Below are 22,686 nucleotides of genomic sequence, written 5' to 3'. Positions count from 1 at the left end.
CGTGTGTAGATGTGATCTTATTTCATCTGGAAGCCGCCCGACATCACGTCGGCCGAAACGAACCGCTGCGCAGCCAGCAGCAGCACGATCGTCGGCAGCGTCAGGATAATCGAAAACACCGCGCCCGCCGTACTCGGATAATCGGAAATGATCGAGTACATGACGACCGGCATGGTCCGGAAATCCGGGATACCGACAAGAAACGTCCCTTGCGCTTCATCCAGCGAATGAAGGAAAGTGAAAATCGAAGCGACCGTGATGCCGGGAAGCGCCATCGGAAACGTTATGTTCCAGAATACTCTGAAAGGGCTGGCCCCGACGTCCCTCGCCGACTCCTCCTGCGCCTGGTGCACGTTGCGGAACGCCGAAGACGGAATCCAGGTCATAAACATCAGCGTGTTGACGATGTGGATGAGCACGACGCCCATGAACGTATTCATCAGACCGACCTTGTAAAAAAGCACCGCAATCGAGACGTAAAGCCCCATTTTCGGAAAAGCGTTGGTGAGCAAAAACGAGAACAGGAACATCCGGCTGAGCGGAAAACGAATCCGCGCAAACGCGTAGGCGGCCGGGATGCAGATAATGATCGATAAAGCGGTTACAACCGTGGCTATCACAAAGGAAAGCCCGATCGATTTAACCACCTCATCCTTGGACAAAACGAATTTCCACCAGTCCAGGGACCACGATTGCGGGAGCGGAGCGGGATACTGCCACTTTCCTGTAAACGCTAACAAAAGCAGGTTCAGTAAAGGGCCCATAAAGAAAACGGCAAAAATGACGAGAATGATAAACTCGATCAGCCTTCGTCTGCCGAGGGCTTTGAAATACCACATCATGCTGTGTCCATCTCTCCTTTGCGTAAAAGTCGACAACTTTCAATTAAACCGGTTTAACGATTGGGACAAAAAGGGGTAAGCGGTTAACCTTATGTATTGTTGATTATGCGTAATGTTCAAACATTTGTCAATGTTTTTTTGTCGAATTAAGTAAATTTCATTTGTAAGCGCTTTATTATTCCGCTGCAAATATATCGAAGGGCTCTATTTCACAGCGGAATAAGGTTAAGCGATTAATCAAAATATAACTTCTTAAACAAAATTTAAATTGCTTGTATAAACAAACGGCAGCGGAAACAGCTCTCCCAACACTCTTTTAAGCTCCCCCTGCCCCGTCAGCTGCGGACCGTTAAAAACAAGCGTCGTCGCTCCTCTCAGGTCGACTGTAAGCGTCTCGTTCCCCAAGCGGATCCGGTAATTGCCGTTTGCGTAGTCCACACATTCGAGACGGGATGCCGCCTCTTCGCCGATACGTCCTGCCATATAGGGTCGCAAAGCGTGCCACATACCGGTGAAGTCAATCATGCGGATCGTGCCCGGAATCGTCGTTTCCTTAACCGCGCAGCCGGTGGAGGCCAGTTTCTCCGCCAACGCATGCCGATGCGGCATGACGGGGACATTCGTCCGTTCCGGTTTGAAGTGTCCCGCGACCTCGCTCAGCAAGCGCACAACCGTTTCGTCTCCTCCTGCATATTCGACGACCTCAGCCGTTAAGGAGTCCCCCTTTGCCGGAAGTCCGACCACGATGTAGCCGAGCATCTCGCCGTTGTCCGCCGTATGCACCAGCACATGCTGCTCCGCCGAGTAGTTGCTCATCACGGCCGCGCTGCGGATCAATAAAGACATCTCTTCCGGCGAACGCCGGTAGTATGCCTGATCCGCTTCCATCAGCCGCAGCATAGCCCGAACATCGCGTTCTTCATCGTATGGACGGACCGTTCCCGCTTGTTCGGCGAGTCCTTGCCAGTCTTCCCCAGGCATCAGCGTGAAGTGCCTGACTGAGCCTACCTCCATACAGTCGTTTCTGAGGTACAGACTGCGGTTGCCCGATATGAGCAGCACATGTACGTCGTTTTCCCGGCATTGATCGATCGCCATCTTCACCAGCGTATCGGCAAAATTTCGCCCGCGATAAGCCGTCTCCGTGCAGACCGAGCCCATGCCGACAGCGGAGATCGCGCAGCCTGCAACGGACAGCTGCATCGGCAGCAGCCCTACGAGCGTTGCCGGTATGCCGTCTTCTTCCATGACAAGAAGGTTCTCCGCATTATTCTCGGAAAAAAGCATCGCATAAGCCGTTCCCATCGAGGTTTGTCCCGGTTTGCGGAACGTGCGGTCCGATAAAGCGATAAGCGCCTCCAGCTCTTCGGGTTTGGCGCAGCGTGCGGTTGGCATATGATTTTCCTCCTCAAGGAACTCCTGTTATTCGCTAAATATTTGCTTCGCATAATTTTCCGGCAATAAGTAAAGCGCTTTACTCTATTAAATCTTATGCCTCTTCGAGCGAATCTATGACACTTTTGCCCGATCTGAAGCGAGAGGGGCTGATAACCAATCCCCTCTCATTGTATCCCCGTTACTCGTCGTATGACAAAAACACCTTCAGCCCTTGCTTCCTCTCGCACAGCTCGAACGCTTCCTTCCACCTGCTGAGCGGCAGGCGGTGCGTGACCGTCTCCGTCAAAGCCAGCTTCCGCTGGTGCAGCAGCTTGATGACGCGCGCCCACGTTTTCTGCGAATGCGCGAGCGTGCCGACGACCTGGAGCTGCTTGTACAGCACCGTGTCGAAAGGCAGCGTCACATCTTTGCCGATGATGCCGACCTGGATGTGCTTGCCGAGCCGCCTTACGGCCTCAAGGCAAGCAACCACCGATGCGCCGGCGCCGGCACATTCGACGGCGGCGTCCACGCCGAGTCCTCCCGTTTCGCGGAGGACGATCGCCTGCAAATCCTCGGCCGTCACGTCGACGGCGAGGCTGGCTCCGAGGCGCAGCGCCAAACGTAAGCGCATGCGGTCCTGCCCGGTGCCCGCGACGATGACGCGGCAGCCTTTGGCCGTGAGCAGCTGCAGGCAGAGCATGCCGATCGGACCGGGACCCGACAGCAGCACGACGTCGCCGGCATGCAGGTCGGTCAGCTCCTCGATCGCTTGCACCGCGCAGGCGAGCGGTTCGGCGAGCGCCGCTTCCTCCAGCGAGACGTGATCCGGCAGCGGATACACCTGGTCTTCGCGCACGGCGACATATTTGGTGAAAGCGCCGTTCACGCCGTGTCCCATCCCGCGGCGGATCGGGCAGAACATATAGTAGCCTTGCAGACAGTATTCGCAGCTGCCGCAGACGACGGCCGTCGACGGGTTGACGGCAACCCGGTCGCCCGGCTTCACGCGCTGCACCGCACTGCCGACCTCGACGACGACGCCGGAAAACTCGTGGCCAAGCGTGACGGGCGGGTAATTTTTAAACGTATCGTGGTAAACGTGCAGATCGGTGCCGCAAATGCCGGTGTACTTCACTTCGATTTTCACGCCGACGTCCGGACGGATTTTCGGCTCCGGAATATCGATCAGCTCGACATTTCCGGGTCCCGGGTGAGTTTTGACGAGAGCCTTCAAACGGGATCGCTCCTTTATGCGGGTATGGGCCGTTTCACGGCGGCAAACGGGAAAGGGAACGCGAGCAAGGAGCCGGCATAAGCCAAGCTCCTTACTTCTGTTCCCTGTCGTTAGCCGCCTTCAAAAGTACGTTCAAAAAGGTGCGTCGCTTCGGAGTAGGGGAATGCTTCCGGTCGCTCTTGAGATCGTAAATTTATAAATAAAATATAAAGGTTAATTTACGATCTCAAAGGCGAACGCTTACGCTCCTTCAGCATACCCCTAAACTCCTTCGCTCGCTTTTTGAACACTCTCTACTAGTAACGCGCGACGACCATTTTTTTGCGGGTATAAAATTCGACGCCGTCTTTGCCGTTGGCATGCAGATCGCCGTAAAACGATTTTTTGTAGCCCGAAAACGGGAAAAACGCCATCGGCGCAGGTACGCCGACATTGATGCCGAGCATGCCCGCATCGATGTTTTCACGGTAATGGCGGATCGCCTTCGCGCTGTCGGTGTACAGCACGCCGCCGTTCGCGAACTCGGACGCGTTGGCCAGCTCGATCGCCTCATCGAGCGTTTCGACGCGAACGATGGAAAGCACCGGCGCGAAAATTTCGTCGGACCAAATTTTCATCCCTTTTTTCACATGGTCGAAAATCGTCGGGCCTACGAAATAACCGTCGCCGCCGGCAGCCGGAGCTTCGCGGCCGTCAAGCAGCGCAATCGCACCTTCGTTCAGCCCGGTTTCGATATAGGAAACCGTGCGGGCTTTGTGCGAGTCGCGGATAACCGGACCGAGGAACACGCCTTCGTCAAGGCCGTTGCCGATCGTGATCGCCTTCGCCGCTTCCACGAGACGCGGGATCAGCTCATCCGCCGCTTTGCCTACCGCAACGACGACGGATGTCGCCATGCAGCGCTCGCCGGCGGAGCCGAACGACGCGTTGATGATCTCTTTGATCGCGAGGTCCATGTTGGCATCCGGCATGACGATCGCGTGGTTTTTCGCGCCGGCCAAAGCCTGCACGCGTTTGCCGTGCGCCGCGGCGGTTTTGTATACGTATTCGGCTACCGGCTGGGAGCCGACGAACGAAATCGCGCTGACATCCTGGTGCTCGAGCAGGCCGTTAACCACGTCATGAGCGCCGTGCACGATATTAAGCACGCCGTCCGGCAGCCCCGCTTCGCTGAAGAGCTCGGCGAGCCGGTTAGCGAGCAGCGGCGTGCGTTCGGACGGCTTCAGCACGAACGTGTTGCCGCAGGCGATCGCCAGCGGGAACATCCAGCACGGCACCATCATCGGGAAGTTGAACGGCGTGATCCCGCCGACGACGCCGATCGGATAGCGGTGGAAGTTCGACTCAAGACCTGTAGCGATATCCGGCAGATTGCTGCCCATCATCAGCGTTGGCGCGCCGGCCGCGAACTCGACGCACTCGATGCCCCGCTGCACTTCGCCGTACGCTTCGCCGTAGCTTTTGCCGTTTTCCTTGGTCACGAGCTCGGCGAGCTCTTTCCAGTTATCGACGAGCAGCTGCTGATATTTGAACATAATGCGCGCGCGGCGCGGTACCGCTACGTTTTTCCACTCCTTGAAGGCCGCTTTGGCCGCAGCCACGGCGGCGGCGACATCTTCCTTCGAGGACAGCGGCACGTGAGCCAGCGTTTCGCCTGTCGCCGGATTCGGCACGATATCGGTTTTGCCGGAGGTCGCTTCCACCCATTTGCCGCCGATAAAGTTTTTCAATATTTGAGTCACGGTGATCTCTCCTTAAAAGTTGTTCGTTCCGATCGTCTATTCTGCGTTACTTGCTCGTATGCTTATCGATAACCGCCTGGATTTCTTCGGCCGTCGGCATCGCGTCGGAGCAGCTGTGGCTGGACACGACGATGGAGGCGGAAGCGGCGCCGAACTGCTGGCTGCGCGAAATGTCCCAGCCGTTCATCAGGCCGTAGATGAACGCCCCGGCGAACGAGTCGCCTGCGCCGAATGTCTTAACGACGTTCGCCGGGAACGTCGTTCCCTTGAACGACTGGCCGTCGTGCGTAAAAGCGGTGGAGCCGTCGCCGCCGCGCTTGACGAGCACGATTTTGGCGTTATGGCGGAACCAGTTTTCCGCCGTCGCGCGGTCGTCCTGCTTCAGCGGGCCGTACGGCGCTTCGAGGAAATCGAACTCCTCGCGACCGCCGAGGATGACGTCGCTTTTCTTGGCGACAAGGCTGCAGTAGATGCCTACTTCGTCCTTGGAAGCCCACGTGTACGGGCGGTAGTCGATGTCGAAGAACACGACGACCTTATGCTTGCGCGCAAGCTCCACCGCCTTGAACACCGCTTCGCGCGACGGGCTTGCCGCAAGCGCCGTGCCGGAAATCATAATCGTCTTCGCATTTTTGATGTATTCTTCCTTCACGTCGGCCGGCTCGAGCTTCAGGTCGGCGACATTGTCACGGTACATCAGGATGCTGCAGTCGGTCGGCGATTTGATTTCGGTGAAAGCGAGCCCCGTCACGCTGCCGGATTTGTCGGTAATGACGCTCGACGTATCGATGCCGCGCTCCTTCAGGTAGTTCGTGATGAAGCGGCCATGCTGATCGTCGGACACGCGTCCGATGAAGCCGGCTTTTTTCCCGAGGCGGGCGATCGCAATCGTAATGTTGGCGGGAGATCCGCCCACGTATTTGGTAAACGTCCGCGTCTCTTCCATCGGACGATGAATTTCGTTGGCGTTAAGATCGATGCACAAACGGCCCAAGCCGATGAAATCCATCGGGCGGTTTTCTTCAAAAGTAATGTAGCTCATAGGATCCTCCTTGTTAAGCGAGAGGCTTATCCGGAGCGGCTGCACCGCCCGAATCACCGCCCCGCGCTCCGGCTCGTTTACTTCGTCCACTCATTGAAAATCCATTCATGATCCGGATCGTTCTTGAACTTCCACGTCCGAGTCGGCCCGGCCATAACGTTCAAGTAATAAACATCGTAACCCGGAGGCGCCGATACCGGATGGTAGCCTTTCGGCACAAGCACCGCATCGCCATTCCGCACGGCGAGCGTTTCGTCCAGCGTACGGTCGTCGGTATATACTCTTTGTATCGCAAAGCCGTGTTCCGGCTGAACCTTGTGGTAGTACGTTTCCTCGAGATAAGACTCCTCGGGCAAATTGTCCTGGTCGTGCTTGTGCGGCGGATAACTCGACCAATGGCCGTTCGGCGTAAACACCTCGACGACGAGCAGGCTGTCCGCCGGTTTCCCCTCCGGCAAAATGTTGTGGATGTACCGCTGCGCATTGCCCTTACCTCGAACCTCCACACCGACCTCGGACGGCGGAATGAGGCGCGCGGGGTAAGTGCCTTTGCCGGGAGCGCGGCATATCGCCACCTCCAGCTCGGTCAGCGCCTCGATGTCATAATGGTCCCCGTTCGGTACGTACACCGAATAAGGCGGCACCTGCTCAAACACGTTCATCCGGCCGCCGAGGTCTTCCCATTTTTCCTTCGCGGTCGCCACATTCGCTTTTCCCGTCATAATGACGACGCATACTTCCTGGTCTCCCGTTTCCTGACGGAGCTGCTGCCCTTCCTGCAAGCGGTACACTTCGAAGCCGACGTAAGTCCAACCCGCCGATTCCGGCGTGATGGCAAGCACATTGCCGTCACCCTTGCGCAGCTTGGAGCTGCTGACGATCAAATTCGAGGCTGTCATCGTTTGTTGCTCCCTCCCGAGTGGAAAAACTTGGTCCGCCTATTATTCGGCAGCCCTATTTAACTTCTTCAAGCTTGACCGGTCTTCCTTCCGAAAGCGATCGTTTAGCGGCAAACGCGATTTTCTCCGCCTGCAGCGCGTCGTTGCCGTCGACCGGCACCTTTTCCCCGTTCAGGACGCTGTCGATAAACTGGCGGGTCTCGTCGATGTAGGAATCGTGATATCTTTCCAGAAAGAAAAACTTTGGATTGTCGCGGATGATGCCGTTTTTCGTGCTGATCTCCGCCGTGTTCGGGAAGTCGTTGTTCGTGCCTACGCTGCCTTCCGAGCCGAACACTTCGACGCGCTGGTCGTAGCCATAAACGGCTTTGCGGCTGTTATCGATGACGCCGAGTGCGCCGTTAGCGAACTTCAGCGTGATGATCGCCGTATCGATGTCGCCGAGCTCCCCGATCGCCGGATCGACAAGCACCGCGCCCTGCGCGTAGACTTCGGTCACCTCGCTGCCCGAAACGAAACGGGCCATGTCGAAATCGTGAATGGCCATATCCATAAACAGGCCGCCGGATACTTTCACATAGTCGAGGCTCGGCGGCGCCGGGTCGCGGGATGTGATTTTGATCAGATGCGGCTGTCCGACCGTGCCGTTCTGAACGAGCTCGCGCACCCGCTTGAAGTTATGGTCGAACCGGCGGTTAAAGCCGGTTTGCAGAAGCACACCCGCTTTTTGCACCGCTTCAAGCGCTTCCACGGTTTGCCGGTAATCGAGGCTGATCGGCTTTTCGCAAAAAATATGCTTGCCCGCCTGAGCGGCTTCGGTAATAAACGGAACGTGCGTATTCGTCGACGAGCAAATAAAGACGGCTTGAATATCCGGATCCTGCATAATGTCTTTGTAATCGTTCGTTACGCGGCCGACGCCCAAATCTGTGGCCCACGAGTTCAATTCGTCCGTCACAAATACGTCGGAGATCATCTTGATGCTTACCCGCACGTTGCGGCTCAAGTGCTCCGCGTGCAGTCTTCCGATTCGGCCTGCGCCGATGATGCCTACTGTCAGTTTCCCCATAGTTTCAAACCTCGCAATGGCTATAATTTGGACGTGCTTGCTTGTTGAAAGGAGTTTGGTTAAGCGCTTAATCCCCATTATACTGAAATCCCCCCGGAATGGGAAGATGCTTTGCGAAATTTTGCAAAACTCCGTTATTCCGAGCTGCATGCCATTCAGACAGATTTCGCCAAAAAATTACGGCCTGCTTATTGTCGAAACGTTTTTGGTCGCGGTATACCGGACACAAGCTCAAGCAGGGAAAGCACTTACCCTAAATTCCTTTCGAAAGGGGCTGCGGACTGATGAAACGAATTTCCATTGAAGGATTGCATAAACCCGTCGGCCAGCTGATTATGGGCGGAGATCATTTTAGAGCCGAGAACTTCGAGCTTATCAGCAGCTTGCTGGACGAATTTGCGGCAAGCGGAGGCAACGCGATCGATACTGCGTATCAATATGGGGAAGACGGCGCCAGCGAACGAACGATCGGCCGATGGATGAAGGAAAGAGGCAATCGGGAGCAGATCGTCATTTTGACCAAGGGAGCTCATCACGACGAAACCGGACGGCGTGTCAATCCGAAAGCGATAACAAACGATTTGGACGCCAGCCTCTGAACCCGGATGATCTCTGCCGTTTAATTGGAGAAGTAGCAACAAAAAGGGGACAGGCCACGGCGCTGTGTGTTTGCGATTATAGCGCCTCCGAGGCTCTTGCTTCTTTTAATTTTTAATTGCAGCAGCCGTCACATTTGAAATTAAAAGTCAAGGACAAAAAGAAAAAATGTGGAAAACCTTCTGTAACGAGGTTTTTCACATTTTTCATGAAAACGAAACCGCTGGTTATAGCACTTTGTTCATAATCACCAATCCCAAGTTGGCTGTGTTCATGTCATCGCGAAAAGGTTTGATGACGCGCAGGTTCATTGCATATTTTTGCTGCAAGGAGTTTACGCCTTCGAAAGCGATAATTTTTTCGCCTCTTATTGTGCCGTATAATAAAATTTCTACTCCTAAAGGATCGTGCACCTTCTCATCTTTGTCCTTGTGCGCGGCACCCATGTACGCGGAGTATTCACCTGTACAGCCGCATAGAGGGCATTCGTCGACGTAGGAATGTAAACGTCTGGGCCGATCCACCTCGTAATGGACGCTGGCTGCAATTTGGTAATAAGATTTTCCTTCGATCATCGTCGGCGGCCGGTTTCTGAGCGGAGCCAAATAAAAACGAATGTGCATCGAATGGTCGTGACTGCGTGTATCGTCTGGCCCCAAACGGATAGGCTGCAGGCCTCTTCGCTGGGCGAAGGCGTCGCAACCCTCGGCGTTGTGGAAATACCCGAAATCATTGGCCATACCCGTACAATCCTCAAGCTCGTTCAAAAGCAGCTTTACGGCTCCGTCATAAGACGAGCACAAGGATTGCTCCATGTAAAACCAAACATTGGGATACCTGGGGGCGGAATTCGGAAATATGTCCATTGACGGCAATGAGTAAGACATGTATACCACTCCCTTAATCATAAATCTGTTCAAACGCGCAGCCTGGTAACCTTCTTAAGCACGTCCGGTACATCCGTATCCACCATATCGACGCCCCATTCCTGCATCATGATCCAAATATCCGGATCATTGTTCAGGCCCCCGCATACCAATAATCCCGCTTGATGCGCCTTGTCGACGACGTCTTTAGAAAGATGGTGCCAAGATGCGTTTAAGATGCGGGCGCCGATTTCTTTGGCATTTTTCACAGGGTCAAGCAATTTACAGTGATAGATCATGCTCGCCATCAATTCACCGTTCAAATCGGTCGTTTTTTTAACGGCAAGATGGTCGCTGGACATCACCTGGACTTGTTCGACCATGCCCGTTGTTTCGATCACCTGCACGACCTTCTCTTCCAATCCTTCGTAATGCCACGGGGTTTGCTTCAGTTCGATGCTTACCCAGATTTTCCCTTTTGCCCAAAGCAGAACTTCTTCCAGGGTCGGAATTTGCAAGCCGGCATATTGCTCGGAGAACCAGCTTCCCGCATCCAATCGCTTTAATTGCTCGAGGGTGTAATCGTTCACTCTTCCTTTGCCGTCGGTTGTTTCGTCCAAAGTGTGGTTATGAATAATGACCGGAATGCCGTCTTTACTAAGATGAACGTCAAGCTCAATAAGATCCGCTCCCATTTCCAACGCCTTCTCAAACGATAACATCGTATTCTCAGGATAATATCGGGCAGCCCCTCTATGGCCGCCGATATATGTCCCCTTTGATGGATCAAGTATTTTCCTCATTTGCTCATACCTCCATGTACATGAGTTGATCCCACCGCAGCCCATCGTAAGCAACCGTTACACGGTCGCCGCTTTCGTCGAACGCACCTGCATATCTTCATGCAGCAAAGCGAATTTATGGCTGATATGCTTGGCGAAAATTTGCGTGCGGGAGTCAATAGGCGGGAATCGCTTCAACGGCGCTCGTCCCTAAAAACAGAAGATCCTTGCAAATTTCTCCCTCCTAATGCATACTCAATCACTTCCAGCAGCGCATCCTCGTCATTCGTCCGGTTCGTCACCCAGGATGCAGCTTCCTTCAGCCGGGGGTGGGCATTCCGGACAGCGACGCCGTGGCGCAACATTCCCACCATCTCGAGATCATTCAAGTTATCTCCGACTGCCGCGAATTGGTCCGGCTCTGCGCCAACCAGTTCAATGAGACGGAGCAAAGCGGTTCCTTTATTGACATTCGGAGGCAATATTTCCAAATACGTCGGTTCGGATTGCACGGTATTAAGGGCGGCCGCTTCCTGCTGAAAGAGCCGGATCCGATCGGGAGGCCCGATCAGCATCATTTTACTGATGCCGTCCGGCATCGCATAGAAGTATTCGAAAGGACGACGGTCGATGTCAATTTGATCCTTATTCGCATGTTGGACGACGGCATCCGAATATTCCGGACTATAGACGCGCTCGCCGCCAAACACAAGCAAATCCAGGCCAAGCTCTTTGCCAACGGACTTGTAGAGATTCAGTGCCGCTTCAGCCGCCTCGGAGGGCAGCGCGTGTTCGACGAGATAACGGCCTTCGACCGGATCGTAAATTTTGGCGCCATTATACAAAATGAGCGGCGAGGCCAGGTTAAGGGCTCGAATAATGGGGAGCACGCCTGGTAACGTTCGTCCGGTGGCCAATGAAAAGTGGCCTCCCCACCTCATATATTGTTGAATTCGTTTCATTAGCTTGTCGGAAATTTGCTGCTTGGAATTCAATAAGGTGCCGTCCAGATCGGTTATAATCCATTGAATGCCAAGATGAACGATCATTTTATACAATAGCTGCTCTTTCCGGGTTCGGTTCCCGTTCGGGCTGGTTGTCCCAACCTTTATGCGAGCAGAGACTAAGCCCCGAATCAAGCTCAAACAGATATAAGTTTCCTCCGACTTGAAACCACACCGTCTGTCCTTCATGCACCTGCAACCCCACATCCGCGACTCCTTTGACGATCGAATTGCCTATCTCGATATGGACCAGATTTTCTCTTCCGGTATACTCGGTAAGCACCACTTTTCCCGAAAGATTCGGTTCTGGGGAAACCGGCTCCGCCGCACGGATTTTGACCTGATGCGGCCGGAACGCCCAGCGGATGTGCTGTTTCCTGTGTACTCCATTCGCCCCTTCCATCGCTCCATACGGCAGCGGGACGACGTGTCCGGTTTCCGTCAACCGTAAGCTTTGTCCCGCCGTCTCCCATACGCACTCCAATTCGTTCATGTTAGGCATGCCGAGGAAGCGGGCGACAAACCAGTTCGCCGGAGCATTATAAAGCTCTTGCGGCGTACCGAACTGCTGCAGCACACCACCGTTCATGATCGCGATTTTATCCGACATCGATAAAGCTTCTTCCTGATCGTGTGTCACCATAATGGCGGTGATGCCAAGTTCCTTTTGCAGCCGGCGAATTTCTTCGCGCATGTTGATACGCAAATTGGCGTCGAGGCTGGAGAGCGGTTCATCGAGAAGCAGCAGGCTCGGATTTTTGACTATCGCTCTGGCAATGGCCACCCGCTGCTGCTGTCCGCCGGAAAGCTGGCTCGGTTTGCGCGTTAAATAATCGTGCATATGCACTCGTTTCGCCGCTTCCGCAGCCCGGTGCAGCCTTTCTTTGAGCGGCACGCCCTGGTTTTTGAGCGGAAACGCGATATTGTCCTGCACATTCATATTCGGATACAATGCGGAGTGCTGAAATACCATGCCGAGATTTCGCTCTTTCGGTTGCACGCCGTTCATCGGCTTGCCGTTAAAATAAATCTCTCCTTCGGACACCGGATAAATGCCCGCGATCATCAGCAGGCTTGTCGATTTGCCACAGCCGCTGGGACCCAGGATCGTGACTAATTCGCCGTCACCGACGCTTACATTCAACCCCTTGACCGAAGGGGCTTCGTTATCATAAGTTTTGCTAACATTACGGAGTTCCACTCGCATCGAGGTCACCTCTACATTTTCATCTTCATGAGAGCCTGTTGGGAGAAAAAATACAATATGAGACAAGGCAGCATATAAAAAACAGCGAGCGCCATGACGATGCCGTAGCTGCCGTGAAATTCTTCTACGAACAGGCTGTGCAAAATCATCGAAAGCGTATTGGTACGGTCATCAAACAGAAATACCGAAACCATGACGTATTCCCCCCAGCCGCTCAGAAACGCAAACAGCGAAATGGCGACGACTCCCGGCCATACATTCGGAAGATATACCTGGATAAACGTTTGAAATCGGCTGCTGCCGTCCACGCTGGACGCCCATTCAAGATGCTTCGGAACTTCGTCGAAAAACCCTTTGATGATCCATGTCGACATGCCCATGCCTGCGAACGCCTTGAGCAAAATGATTCCGGTCAACGTGTTTACAAGTCCGACGGCGTTCAAAATGTAAAATGCTGCAATCATGCCGGTTATCGCCGGAAAAGCATGCGTCAGCAAAGTGGACTGAAGCAAGAACTTGCTTCCCGGAAAGTTTCCACGCGACAATACATAACCGGCCATCAGACTTCCCGCCACCTCTACGACCGATGTGCCTAACGCAATCGTTAGCGTACTGCCGAACATGTTCCATACATTCGGATAGACTGCACCGTCCATCACAAGGTTCGGTGACCATAGGAAGCTCCAGTTCTGCAGCGAAAAGGACTTGGGGAAAATACCTCCGATCAATTCGCCGCTGAACGAAATGAGCACGATCCATACGTATAGCAATACGAGCGGTACCGACGTCACCGTCATTAGAGCGATAGACAGGATGTTGGGCAAAGACTGTTTTATCCGCCCCAGCCTCCGCTGCCGCGGGTATGCTTGGCTGCGCCCTGCTTGCATTTGTTTGATCATTTCCATTTCTTCAGCGTGTCTCCTTTCTTCCTGGAATCGCGTTTCCCCCTACTTCGCTGCATTCATAAGCTTATGGAAGCCAAACACGCGATAGGCGAGAAATATAACGACGAACACAATAGGCAAAATGAAAAGCGAAACAGCGGAACCATATCCAAAATCCAGACTGGAGAACGCCTTATGAAACGCATATAACGCCCAGGTTTCCGAACGGCTATTCGGGCCTCCGTCCGTCAGCAGTAAAATCGACTCGTAGCTTGTAAGCAGCGCCAACCCTTGCCAAATGACGAGAAACATGATGGGCCAGCGCAGGAACGGTACGATCAGGTTGCGCAGAATGCTCCACTCGGACGCTCCATCCACTTTGGCCACGTAGAAATACGATTTGTTAATAGACTGCATCGCAGACGACAGAATAACCATCGAAAGCGACGAACCCATGACTCCTGCCAGCAAAATGTTGATAAGCAGCGGGTACTTGTCCAGCCAGGCGACTGGTGCCGAGCCGTAGAGAGTATGCATCAAGCTGTTCAGGACGCCATACTCGCTCGAACTGAAAATCCACGTCCAGAGCATCGCCTCCACGACTCCCGGCGATACCCGGGGCAGCAGCCAAATCGTGCGGAACCAGGAGCCGACCGTTTTGTTCTCCATGTAATAGGTGGTAGTGACGGCTATAATAAATCCCCAAACGACCTTGAACAGCAGCGTCATACATACGAATATAATCGTATTCAGCATAATGAGGCCGATTTTCGGGTCGATGAGCGCCTTGCGGAAGTTCACGATACCGTTGAACTTCCAGTGCATTGAGGAGTCCATCGACGTGAATGCGATCAGAATAACCAAAATCGCCGTGGCCAAAAAAAGCACGTATTGATTGAAAAAAAATGGGACCAATAACATCGCGTTAAAGCCCTGCTCTTTGACTTTTCTCCAAACCATCTTTATTTCACCACGATGCTGCCCAGGTCTAGCTTCATCTGCTGCTCCATCCACTCTGCCGCTTTTTCCGGTGTCATCGTACCTGTTTCTACGTTTTTCAACGCTTCGGCGCGGATTTTCTCGTATTTCGGCTCATCCGGGTGATTCGGCACGAATTTGGAATAATTGGTCATGTAGCTGACCGAATTTAAAAATGCGCTTTCCTTAGCAAGCTCTTGAGCTTCTTTGGTGAAAGGAATATGCGAGCTTTGCGTGGCATGGTTTTTCTGGTACTCCGGTGCGCTGACTTCCACAAGCAGCCGCTTCACGAGCTCGGGATGTTTCGTCGTCTTGCTGGCGACGTATACATAAGGATTGGACATGGTGATCGGCTTGCCGCCTTTCTTGCTCGGAGGCAGCAGGATGACGCCGAGGTTTTGCTGAATCCACTCGCTGTTCACGTTGCCGAGTTCATTGTGATAACCGTTTTGCTTGAACCTTGCTTCCTCCCAAATGCCGCCGCCTACGAATAGCGCGGTTCCGTTGACGATTTCTTTCAGCCGGTCTTTCTCCGAGTAAGTCATCATCGAATCGGGAAGCAGGCCCGAATCAACCAATTGCTTGACCTCTTTGAACGTTTCGACCACATTCGCTTTGTCGAAAACATATTGTTTTTTATCCTCGTCGTACATTTGCACACCGTTATTCACATAGAAGGCTGCAACGTCACGAGGGCCAGTATTATGCAAAAAACCGTGCTTCACGAGCTTTTGGTCCACCGCTTGCTTTGCGACGTCGGCCATGTCCTGCATCGTGAACTCGCCGTTCTCTACCTTCTTAGGTAGCGCAGCGATTTGCTCGTCCGTCCAGCCAAGCTTTTTCAGGTGAGGCTTGTAGAAGAACACCATTCTAGCCTCCGTATCCTGAATGACGCCCCAAATGTGCTTGTCCCATGTAACGGCATTCCAGTACCCAGGCATCAGGTTTTTAAAAACATCCTGGTTTTTCATATCGTCCATCTGCATCACATAATTTCCTTCGGCCAGCCAGCCGATATTGGAGTAGCCGATTTCTGCGATATCAGGCGCTTTACCGGACTTCGAGGAGAAGATGATATATTGATTCAAATCATCCGGTTTTAGAACGGGATTCACTTTCAGCCGGTATTTCGAATCTTCCTTTTCCAACTTTTGATTTAATTTTTCCGCAGCCTTCGCGAGGTTCTCCATCCCGTACGAATCGCCGACAGGGCGCCTTCCCGCCACCGTCAGTTCAACCGTCTCAACGTTCCCAGCCGTTTGAGCGGAGGCTTGTCCCGCATTGTCGCCCGCGACGCTTTTGTTGCCTTCAGTCGTCTTTGCCCCGCAGCCTGTTGATATTGCGGTTACTGCTGTCAGCAAAACAACTGCAAGCTTTACTTTATTGCCGTTCAATAGTTTCATCTTTGCCGTCACCTCATTAATAGGATTGTTTATCGCATTGCTCGATTAACATCTTCACTGCTTCAAGACATGATTGACTGTCTCGTTCAAACCTGGGCTTTAATTCGATGATGCCCATGACAGGCCGGCTATTCATTGCAAACAGCGTCTCGTAAAGGATTTCTCTCCATCCGACCGGAAGATGCAGGTCCCCTTCGCCAAGCCGTACTTTGTAATGTTCATCGTCAGCCACCGTTCATTCTCGTTCTTCGTACAAAAAATCGGATCAAATCGTTGCGCATATAATCGTAAGACAGGAAAATCGGTTTCGCTTTGGCGTCGTAATGAATTTGCACGAATTTGAGAAGCGGCGCCCCGGATTGTTTTAACCGGAAAGGAAGAGAGTCTTCTTCACTCACGGTTTTGATTTCCATCAATGCTTCGGATATCGTGATGCCGTGACTTTGTTCGAGATATCGGGAAAGTGAGCCGGACTCGAACCGGTTCGGGAAATCGTCCCCCACAATGCTTTGAAGTACAATGTTTTGCGAATAAACAATCGGCTCTCCATCCGCAGCGCGGATCCTATCGACGATAAACACCCAATCCTGCTTGTCCGTTTGCAGCAGAACCTGTTCCTCCTGGGCCGGTCGGCGCTTGAAAATTTGTATCTCCAAGTCGCCCACGGCCAGGTTTGATCTGCTGATCAGATCGGTAATGCTGGAATACCGGTTCAGGGTGCTTTCCATATGCAAGCCCTTTTGCCGGACGTAATAGCCCGATCCTTGGATACTGTAAATCCGTCCCATTTCAACCAAACTTTTCAGTGCCTTGCGAATCGTCTCACGACTTGTGCGAAAACGTTCGGCCATAGCTTTCTCAGTAGGAAGCTTCTCGCCTCCGGCAATCATATGAGCATCCATTTCATCGATGAGAATCTTGGCTATTTCAATGTATTTGTTCATAGAAGGCTTATTGGATCACCCCGACCGCGTGTCATATTCAGTTCAACACCCTTATACTAAGTAAAAACAGTCATCAGAGTGTTACATAAGTATCAAATACTATTAACGTGACATTAAGAGTTTGAAAATTTGTCTAGACATATTCGGAATATTTCCACTCCTCGAAAAAGTAATATTTGTTTTAATCGGCATTAATTCCGCATAAATCCTGCGATTCTAAGGTAATCCTTCGTAACACTATCAAAAATATTTGTCTAGTCCAATATGTAGCTGCGAACGGACTATGAACGCCGCAGCGAGAGAACGGGGAAGTTTGCTGGGAACGACCGTATCTTCGAAATTCAAGGTATGTCAAAAGACGAGTTTATTGCTCTGAATGCAATCGCGAAAATTTGCGAGGAGCTTGAATACAGGAGTGGAGAAATAATTGAATTAATTCGTGGCAAAAAGACGGAAGCCAATAATCGGGCTTCCGTCTTTTGTTAATGGATCTGTTAAAGTTCGTTGTTGATAGCCCCATAAAACCCGCCTCATTCGTCAGCAATAGGTAAACGTTTGAGGAGATCTCCGGCTTTTCCCTTTCGTATACGTGATAGATTTATTGTGACCGATTCGAATCGTTATGGACAGGTGTGTTGGGTTTGACGCTTACATTTCGCCAAAAATGGCTCCAATCCATCATCTGCAGCCCTAAAACGTCTCTACGGTCCGCCAAATTTTCGAATAGAAGAAAAAAGGGCGCCCCGGTCCGTTAAAATGCCGACAAGATATTGCCGGACGACTGCACCGACGCTCCGCAGCTAACTTTGCTCTCCTGCCTGCTTCGCTGCGCCGGTGCGTTTCAAAAACTCAATATGTTCGAACCCCCATCCGCACATATCGGTGAGCACCTTGCCCAACGTTTGTCCATGCTCGGACAGAGAATATTCCACCTTCGGCGGAATTTCCGGGTATACCTTGCGCACGATAAGCCCATCCTGCTCCAGCTCCCGGAGCTGGGTGGTCAGCATGCCCTGCTTCACTTCCGGGATGAGCCGCCGCAGCTCCCCGAAACGCTTCGTCCCCTCCTGCAGCAAAATAAACAATATGAACGGCTTCCATTTTCCCCCGATCGCATTAAGCGTCGCCAAAATGCCCTGCGTGGAGACGGATCCGGTCGTCCTCTCTTTCATCTGTCGCTTCACTCCCCAATCTGGCACAATAAAGCTGCTTTTGCAGTAACTTTAACAAATTATCCCCACGTTGAAAAGTACGTCGAAACCGCGTACTAAGTACGGTAAACAGGACTATGTCCGGAAAAAAAGCGTACTTCTCAAAAGCTCGTTTTTCGTTAATAATCAGTCTCGTCAAGAAGAGCACTCAATCACAATTTTCAGGGAGGACGATGAAAATGAACATTTCGTTGGATGGAAAAGTAGCGATGGTAACGGGAGCCAGCCGCGGCATCGGGCTTGCCGCCGTTAAAGTGCTGGCCGGGGCCGGAGCCAAAGTGGCCGCTGTCGCCCGCCAGTCGTCGGAAGAGCTTGAGCAGCTCGGCAAAACCTCCGATGTACTGCCTGTCATCGCCAACGCGGCAACAGCCGAAGGCGCTGAGCAGGCAGTAAGCGAGATCGCGGCCCGCTTCGGCAAGCTGGACATCTTGGTCAACAACATCGGCGCCACGGATACCCGCAAAGGGGCCGGTTTTCTCGCCTTGCCCGACGAAGAATGGTACGACATGCTGGAGGTCAACCTCATGAGCGTCGTGAGGGCAACGCGCGCCGCGCTGCCGCTGCTCACTGTGAAAGGAGGCGCGATCGTCAACGTTTCTTCCATGAATGCGATCATGCCGAACCCGTTTATTGTCGCTTACAGTGCAGCCAAGGCGGCGGTCACCAACCTGTCGAAAAATTTAGCCGGAGAATTCGCTTCCAAAGGCGTGCGGGTCAATACCGTCGCTCCGGGGCCGACGCTGACGGCGATGTGGGACGGCCGGGCTCCCGAAGGCGAGAAGGAACGAAATGAGATGGCCAAAAACTACGGCATCTCGCTTGGCCGGTTCGCGGAGCCTCACGAGGTCTCGAATCTGATCCTTTTTCTCGCCTCCGACCAAGCGGCCATGATTACCGGAGCCGACTACATCATCGACGGCGGACTTGTGAAAACAATACATTAATTTCAAAATAAGCGGCTTATCCTGCTGCCCCTTCGCGGCACCTTCAACATTTCCCATGACTAACATGATGTGGTATTATGCAGTTAACATGGGAGGTGCCGCACTATGGGCGCAAAAAAATCCGCAGGAAAACTGGCTTCCTTTGTCATATCCGGGATGATGGCATTAGCTGTGGTACACGATGCGACAAGCCATGCGACAAAAAACATGTCCGTACCGGCCATAGCGGATACGGCGTTTGACGGCATGTCCTGGACCGCTTCTCCGGAGCGGCTGACGGACGGCAGCGATGCGAAGATAAAACCGCTTCTGGGCACGATGTCGGGGGCGATAGCCCTCCATTACCGCGGGGCAAAAGATACGGTTGCCGTCAGCATCGAATATTGGCAAAATGGCATGAAAACGAAAACATCCGAAGGGCTCAGCATGGGCTTTCCGGACAGTGAGATAGACAACCAAGGAAATTACCAATTCGACAGCGATTTCGTTTATTCGCTGCAGAATCGTTACGACACGAGCGGAGCAACGGGCAGCGATCTGGTTTATGCGCTCGTCTCCAAGAACGGCTACGGCAGTACGGCCGTCAAGGTGGAAAAACCTGCGGAGATCAACATGCTGGGAGAAATGAAACTGCAGACAAGCGTCAAAGTCCCCCTGAATGAAAGTACTCTCGTGTGGGGGCTTCAAGGCACGGATGCGGGGCAGATGACCTCTTACTCCTCCATGGCCGACACGCTGCAGCATGCAAAATGGGCGATGGTTGTCCGGATCGGCTTCCCTTCGCCATAGGCCGATCCAAAGCCCCCTGTTATCCGCAATATTAGCTGTGCATCATTTGCCGGGAATCGAAAAAGCCCTGCCGTGGAAACGAGCGGCAGGGCTTAACAGCTTATTCTTATTTGCTCACCTGAGCGATGTACTCACGCGCTTTCTGCGCGTATTCCACGGGATTGGCGATCGCCGGATCCTGCTCCGCCTCGATGATCATCCAGCCCTCGTAGCCGCGGGCCTTCAGCTCGGCGAAAATCGGCGTGAAGTCGATGCAGCCGTCGCCCGGCACCGTAAACACGCCTTTGCGGACAGCTTCGCGGAAGCGGGTGTTCGTCTCGCGCTTCCATTCCAGCACGTCCTTGCGAATATCTTTCAAATGGACGTATTTGATGCGGTCATAATACGTCTTCAAAATATGCAGCGGATCGCTGCCGCCGAAATAGGCGTGGCCCGTATCGTACAGCATATGCACGAGCTCCGGATCGGTCGATTCCATCAGGCGCGCGATCTCTTCGCCGCTCTCCACCACCGTTTCGCCATGGTAATGGTACACGAGCTGCATGCCGTTTTCCTTGCAGTAGCGGCCGGCTTCGTGCAGCCCTTCGACCATATGCTTCCACTGCTCGTCAGACAGCGGCTCGACGGATACGGTGTTTTTCTCCAAATCCTCGAACGCGTTGCCGGTTTCGCACGTCACCACATATTTGCAGCCCATCGCCTTCAAAAAGTCCGTGTGCTCGCGAAACGCCTTGAGCTCTTCCTCGCGGCGGGACGGATCGCTGAAATGAACCGACTTCCACTGGGAAGTCAGCACCATGTCAAAGCTGCCGAGCAGCTTCTTCAACGCATCGACGTCGCGCGGAAACTTGCGGCAAAACTCCGTTCCTTCGAAGCCGAGACGGGACATATCTCCCAGCACCTGCTCCGCCGTATAATGGTCGCCAAGCTCCATGATGTCTTCATTCACCCAGTTGATGGCGGAGATTCCGTATTTTACGTTCATGGGTATGATGCCTCCTGAATTAATATTTTCTCGCTTCGCCAAGCTTTGCCTGCAGATCTTCGTACGAGCGCTGCACCTTCTCCTGTGTGGACACTTCGGCTACGCCGACATGCCACCACGATTCGTATCCGTCGGTATTCGTCCCCGGCAGCACCTTGATGTCGATCAGCGTCGTCACCGTCTCCTGCTTCGCTTTCGCCAGCGCATCCTGCAGCTCTTCGATCGTGCGGGCGCTGTACGCTTTTGCACCCATCGCGCGTGCATGCGCGGCGAAGTCGATCGGCAGGTAATCGCCGCTCAGCTGGTTCGTCGCCGTCGAACGGCTGCGGAACTCGTTGCCGAAGCCGTCGCTGCCGTGGCCCCTTTGCAGGTTGTGAATGCATTGGAAGCCGTTGTTGTCAAGCAGCAGCACCGTGATCTTGCGGCCTTCCTGGATGCTGGTCACGAGCTCCGAATGCAGCATCAGATAGCTGCCGTCGCCGACGAGCGCGTAGACGTCGCCTTTCGGATCCGCGAGCTTGGCGCCGAACGCGCCGGAAACCTCATAACCCATGCAGGAGAAGCCGTATTCGAGGTGATACGTCTTCGGCTGCGTCACGCGCCATACGCGGTGCAGGTCGCCGGGCATGCTGCCCGCGGCGCAGACGATGACATCATCCTCGCCGATGAAGCCGTTGATCGTGCCGAGCACCTGCGTCTGCACCAGGCCGTTCGGGCTGGTCAGCGAGTACAGCCGGTCCACCTCGTCGTCCCACTGCTTCTTCAGGCCGCTCAGCTCTTCCGCCGAATAGGAGGCCGCATAGCCGGCATCCTTCAGCGCGGCGGTCAGCGACTGCAAAGTGACTTTCGCGTCGGCTGTCACGTAAGTCGCATCCATCTTGTACGCGTCAAGCGGGCTTACGTTGATGCTGAGAATGTCGGCATCCGGAGCGAATGCCGTTTTCGAGGCGGTCGGGAAATCCTGCAGCCGGGAGCCTACTGCGATGACGAGATCCGCCTGAGCCGCAAGCCGGTTCGCGCCGAGCGTGCCGGTAGTGCCTACCCCGCCGAAGCCGAGCGGATGCTTCCACGAAATCGCGCTTTTGCCGGCCTGCGTCTCGGTAACCGGAATGTTAAACGCCTCGGCGAACCGCACGAGCTCATCCGTCGCAAGCGAGTAATGAACGCCGCCGCCGGCGATAATGACCGGGCGCTTCTTGCCGCGAATGAGCTCCACTGCCCGGGAAATCGCGGAAGGAGCAGCCGGCTTGCGGTCGATGTAATGCACCCTTTTCGCGAAAAACGATTCCGGATAATCGTAAGCTTCGCACTGCACGTCCTGCGGCAAACAAAGCGTCACCGCGCCGGTTTCCGCCGGGTCCGCCAGCACGCGCAACGCATTGATCGCCGCCGTCATCAGCTGCTCCGGACGGTAGATGCGGTCCCAATATTTGCTGACCGGCTTAAACGCGTCGTTCGCCGTCACCGTGTAATCCAGCGGGTACTCGATCTGCTGCAGCACCGGATCCGGCTGGCGACTGGCGAAAATGTCGCCGGGAAGCAGCAGCAGCGGAATGCGGTTTACCGTCGCGACGCCGGCGGCGGTCACCATATTAAGCGCGCCCGGACCGATCGAGGAGGTGCAGGCGAACATTTCGAGGCGGTTTTTTTGCTTCGCATATGCGATGGCCGCGTGGGCCATACCTTGCTCGTTTTTGCCCTGAATAAACAGAAACTCATCCTTGTACTGCTCCAGCGCTTGTCCGATCCCCGTCACGTTGCCGTGCCCGAAAATCCCCATCACGCCTTTGAACATTTTGTGCTGCACGCCGTCGATTTCGATATACTGATTGTTCAAAAAACGCAATAATGCCTGAGCCATCGTCAATCTGATCGTTTTCATGT

At 53.7% G+C, this 22,686-nt stretch carries 22 protein-coding genes; 3 read left to right on the top strand and 19 right to left on the bottom strand.

Features of this window, described 5'->3' with window-relative positions; all coding sequences use genetic code 11:
* Positions 1–17: 17 nt before the first annotated feature.
* The 7 genes from MYS68_RS35405 to iolG all read right to left on the bottom strand — a co-directional run bounded on the left by MYS68_RS35405 (position 18) and on the right by iolG (position 8,208).
* The gene (locus MYS68_RS35405) at positions 18–842 is read right to left on the bottom strand and encodes an ABC transporter permease (RefSeq protein WP_248930238.1); all 825 of its coding nucleotides are present in this window, start codon (positions 840–842) and stop codon (positions 18–20) included.
* A 252-nt stretch (positions 843–1,094) separates the two neighbouring features.
* Complete coding sequence (locus tag MYS68_RS35400) at positions 1,095–2,237, bottom strand: GNAT family N-acetyltransferase (protein ID WP_248930237.1); 1,143 nt, start codon at positions 2,235–2,237, stop codon at positions 1,095–1,097.
* Between the two features lie 181 nt (positions 2,238–2,418).
* Entirely contained in the window at positions 2,419–3,456 is a 1,038-nt protein-coding gene (locus MYS68_RS35395; protein WP_248930236.1) for a zinc-dependent alcohol dehydrogenase, read from the bottom strand.
* Between the two features lie 296 nt (positions 3,457–3,752).
* Positions 3,753–5,198 (bottom strand): CoA-acylating methylmalonate-semialdehyde dehydrogenase, encoded by a 1,446-nt coding sequence (locus tag MYS68_RS35390; protein WP_338043652.1) that lies wholly within the window; start codon positions 5,196–5,198, stop codon positions 3,753–3,755.
* 46 nt (positions 5,199–5,244) lie between these two features.
* Positions 5,245–6,240, bottom strand: coding sequence for a 5-dehydro-2-deoxygluconokinase (gene iolC, locus MYS68_RS35385; protein WP_248930235.1), 996 nt, complete (start codon positions 6,238–6,240; stop codon positions 5,245–5,247).
* Positions 6,241–6,317: 77 nt separating this feature from the next.
* Complete coding sequence (gene iolB / locus MYS68_RS35380) at positions 6,318–7,139, bottom strand: 5-deoxy-glucuronate isomerase (protein WP_248930234.1); 822 nt, start codon at positions 7,137–7,139, stop codon at positions 6,318–6,320.
* 55 nt (positions 7,140–7,194) lie between these two features.
* Complete coding sequence (gene iolG, locus MYS68_RS35375; protein ID WP_248930233.1) at positions 7,195–8,208, bottom strand: inositol 2-dehydrogenase; 1,014 nt, start codon at positions 8,206–8,208, stop codon at positions 7,195–7,197.
* 284 nt (positions 8,209–8,492) lie between these two features.
* On the opposite strand from iolG, the gene MYS68_RS35370 reads away from it, so the two are divergent.
* Complete coding sequence (locus MYS68_RS35370; RefSeq protein WP_248930232.1) at positions 8,493–8,807, top strand: aldo/keto reductase; 315 nt, start codon at positions 8,493–8,495, stop codon at positions 8,805–8,807.
* Between the two features lie 225 nt (positions 8,808–9,032).
* Here the strand turns inward: MYS68_RS35370 and MYS68_RS35365 are convergent, their stop codons facing one another.
* The 10 genes from MYS68_RS35365 to MYS68_RS35320 all read right to left on the bottom strand — a co-directional run bounded on the left by MYS68_RS35365 (position 9,033) and on the right by MYS68_RS35320 (position 18,045).
* Positions 9,033–9,692 carry a hypothetical protein gene (locus MYS68_RS35365; protein ID WP_248930231.1) on the bottom strand — a complete coding sequence of 220 codons (660 nt, stop codon included), beginning with the start codon at positions 9,690–9,692 and terminating at the stop codon, positions 9,033–9,035.
* Positions 9,693–9,721: 29 nt separating this feature from the next.
* Positions 9,722–10,474, bottom strand: a complete 753-nt coding sequence (locus tag MYS68_RS35360; RefSeq protein WP_248930230.1) for a glycerophosphodiester phosphodiesterase — start codon at positions 10,472–10,474, stop codon at positions 9,722–9,724.
* Between the two features lie 173 nt (positions 10,475–10,647).
* The gene (locus tag MYS68_RS35355) at positions 10,648–11,502 is read right to left on the bottom strand and encodes an HAD family hydrolase (protein WP_248930229.1); all 855 of its coding nucleotides are present in this window, start codon (positions 11,500–11,502) and stop codon (positions 10,648–10,650) included.
* A 1-nt stretch (position 11,503) separates the two neighbouring features.
* Positions 11,504–12,658 carry an ABC transporter ATP-binding protein gene (locus MYS68_RS35350; RefSeq protein WP_248930228.1) on the bottom strand — a complete coding sequence of 385 codons (1,155 nt, stop codon included), beginning with the start codon at positions 12,656–12,658 and terminating at the stop codon, positions 11,504–11,506.
* Between the two features lie 17 nt (positions 12,659–12,675).
* On the bottom strand, positions 12,676–13,569 hold the full coding sequence (locus tag MYS68_RS35345; RefSeq protein WP_248930227.1) for a carbohydrate ABC transporter permease: 894 nt from the start codon (positions 13,567–13,569) through the stop codon (positions 12,676–12,678).
* A 42-nt stretch (positions 13,570–13,611) separates the two neighbouring features.
* On the bottom strand, positions 13,612–14,508 hold the full coding sequence (locus MYS68_RS35340) for a carbohydrate ABC transporter permease (protein ID WP_248930226.1): 897 nt from the start codon (positions 14,506–14,508) through the stop codon (positions 13,612–13,614).
* Between the two features lie 2 nt (positions 14,509–14,510).
* Complete coding sequence (locus MYS68_RS35335; RefSeq protein ID WP_248930225.1) at positions 14,511–15,929, bottom strand: ABC transporter substrate-binding protein; 1,419 nt, start codon at positions 15,927–15,929, stop codon at positions 14,511–14,513.
* A gap of 16 nt (positions 15,930–15,945) precedes the next feature.
* Positions 15,946–16,161 (bottom strand): hypothetical protein, encoded by a 216-nt coding sequence (locus tag MYS68_RS35330; protein ID WP_248930224.1) that lies wholly within the window; start codon positions 16,159–16,161, stop codon positions 15,946–15,948.
* Entirely contained in the window at positions 16,154–16,873 is a 720-nt protein-coding gene (locus tag MYS68_RS35325) for a GntR family transcriptional regulator (protein WP_248930223.1), read from the bottom strand. Before MYS68_RS35325 ends, MYS68_RS35330 begins: the two co-directional genes overlap by 8 nt.
* A gap of 800 nt (positions 16,874–17,673) precedes the next feature.
* Positions 17,674–18,045, bottom strand: coding sequence for a winged helix-turn-helix transcriptional regulator (locus MYS68_RS35320; RefSeq protein WP_248930222.1), 372 nt, complete (start codon positions 18,043–18,045; stop codon positions 17,674–17,676).
* A 218-nt stretch (positions 18,046–18,263) separates the two neighbouring features.
* On the opposite strand from MYS68_RS35320, the gene MYS68_RS35315 reads away from it, so the two are divergent.
* A complete protein-coding gene (locus MYS68_RS35315; protein ID WP_248930221.1) occupies positions 18,264–19,028 on the top strand; it encodes an SDR family NAD(P)-dependent oxidoreductase in 765 nt (254 codons plus the stop codon).
* A 105-nt stretch (positions 19,029–19,133) separates the two neighbouring features.
* Entirely contained in the window at positions 19,134–19,817 is a 684-nt protein-coding gene (locus MYS68_RS35310) for a hypothetical protein (RefSeq protein WP_248930220.1), read from the top strand.
* 106 nt (positions 19,818–19,923) lie between these two features.
* On the opposite strand, the gene iolE is transcribed toward MYS68_RS35310, so the two are convergent.
* On the bottom strand, positions 19,924–20,802 hold the full coding sequence (iolE, locus tag MYS68_RS35305) for a myo-inosose-2 dehydratase (RefSeq protein WP_248930219.1): 879 nt from the start codon (positions 20,800–20,802) through the stop codon (positions 19,924–19,926).
* Positions 20,803–20,821: 19 nt separating this feature from the next.
* Positions 20,822–22,684 carry a 3D-(3,5/4)-trihydroxycyclohexane-1,2-dione acylhydrolase (decyclizing) gene (gene iolD / locus MYS68_RS35300; protein ID WP_248930218.1) on the bottom strand — a complete coding sequence of 621 codons (1,863 nt, stop codon included), beginning with the start codon at positions 22,682–22,684 and terminating at the stop codon, positions 20,822–20,824.
* Between the last annotated feature and the right edge of the window lie 2 nt (positions 22,685–22,686).

Source organism: Paenibacillus hamazuiensis, from assembly GCF_023276405.1.
Taxonomy (GTDB): domain Bacteria; phylum Bacillota; class Bacilli; order Paenibacillales; family NBRC-103111; genus Paenibacillus_AF; species Paenibacillus_AF hamazuiensis.
The sequence above is the reverse complement of the archived record's forward strand: the minus strand, read 5'-3'. Positions and strand labels throughout refer to the sequence as shown.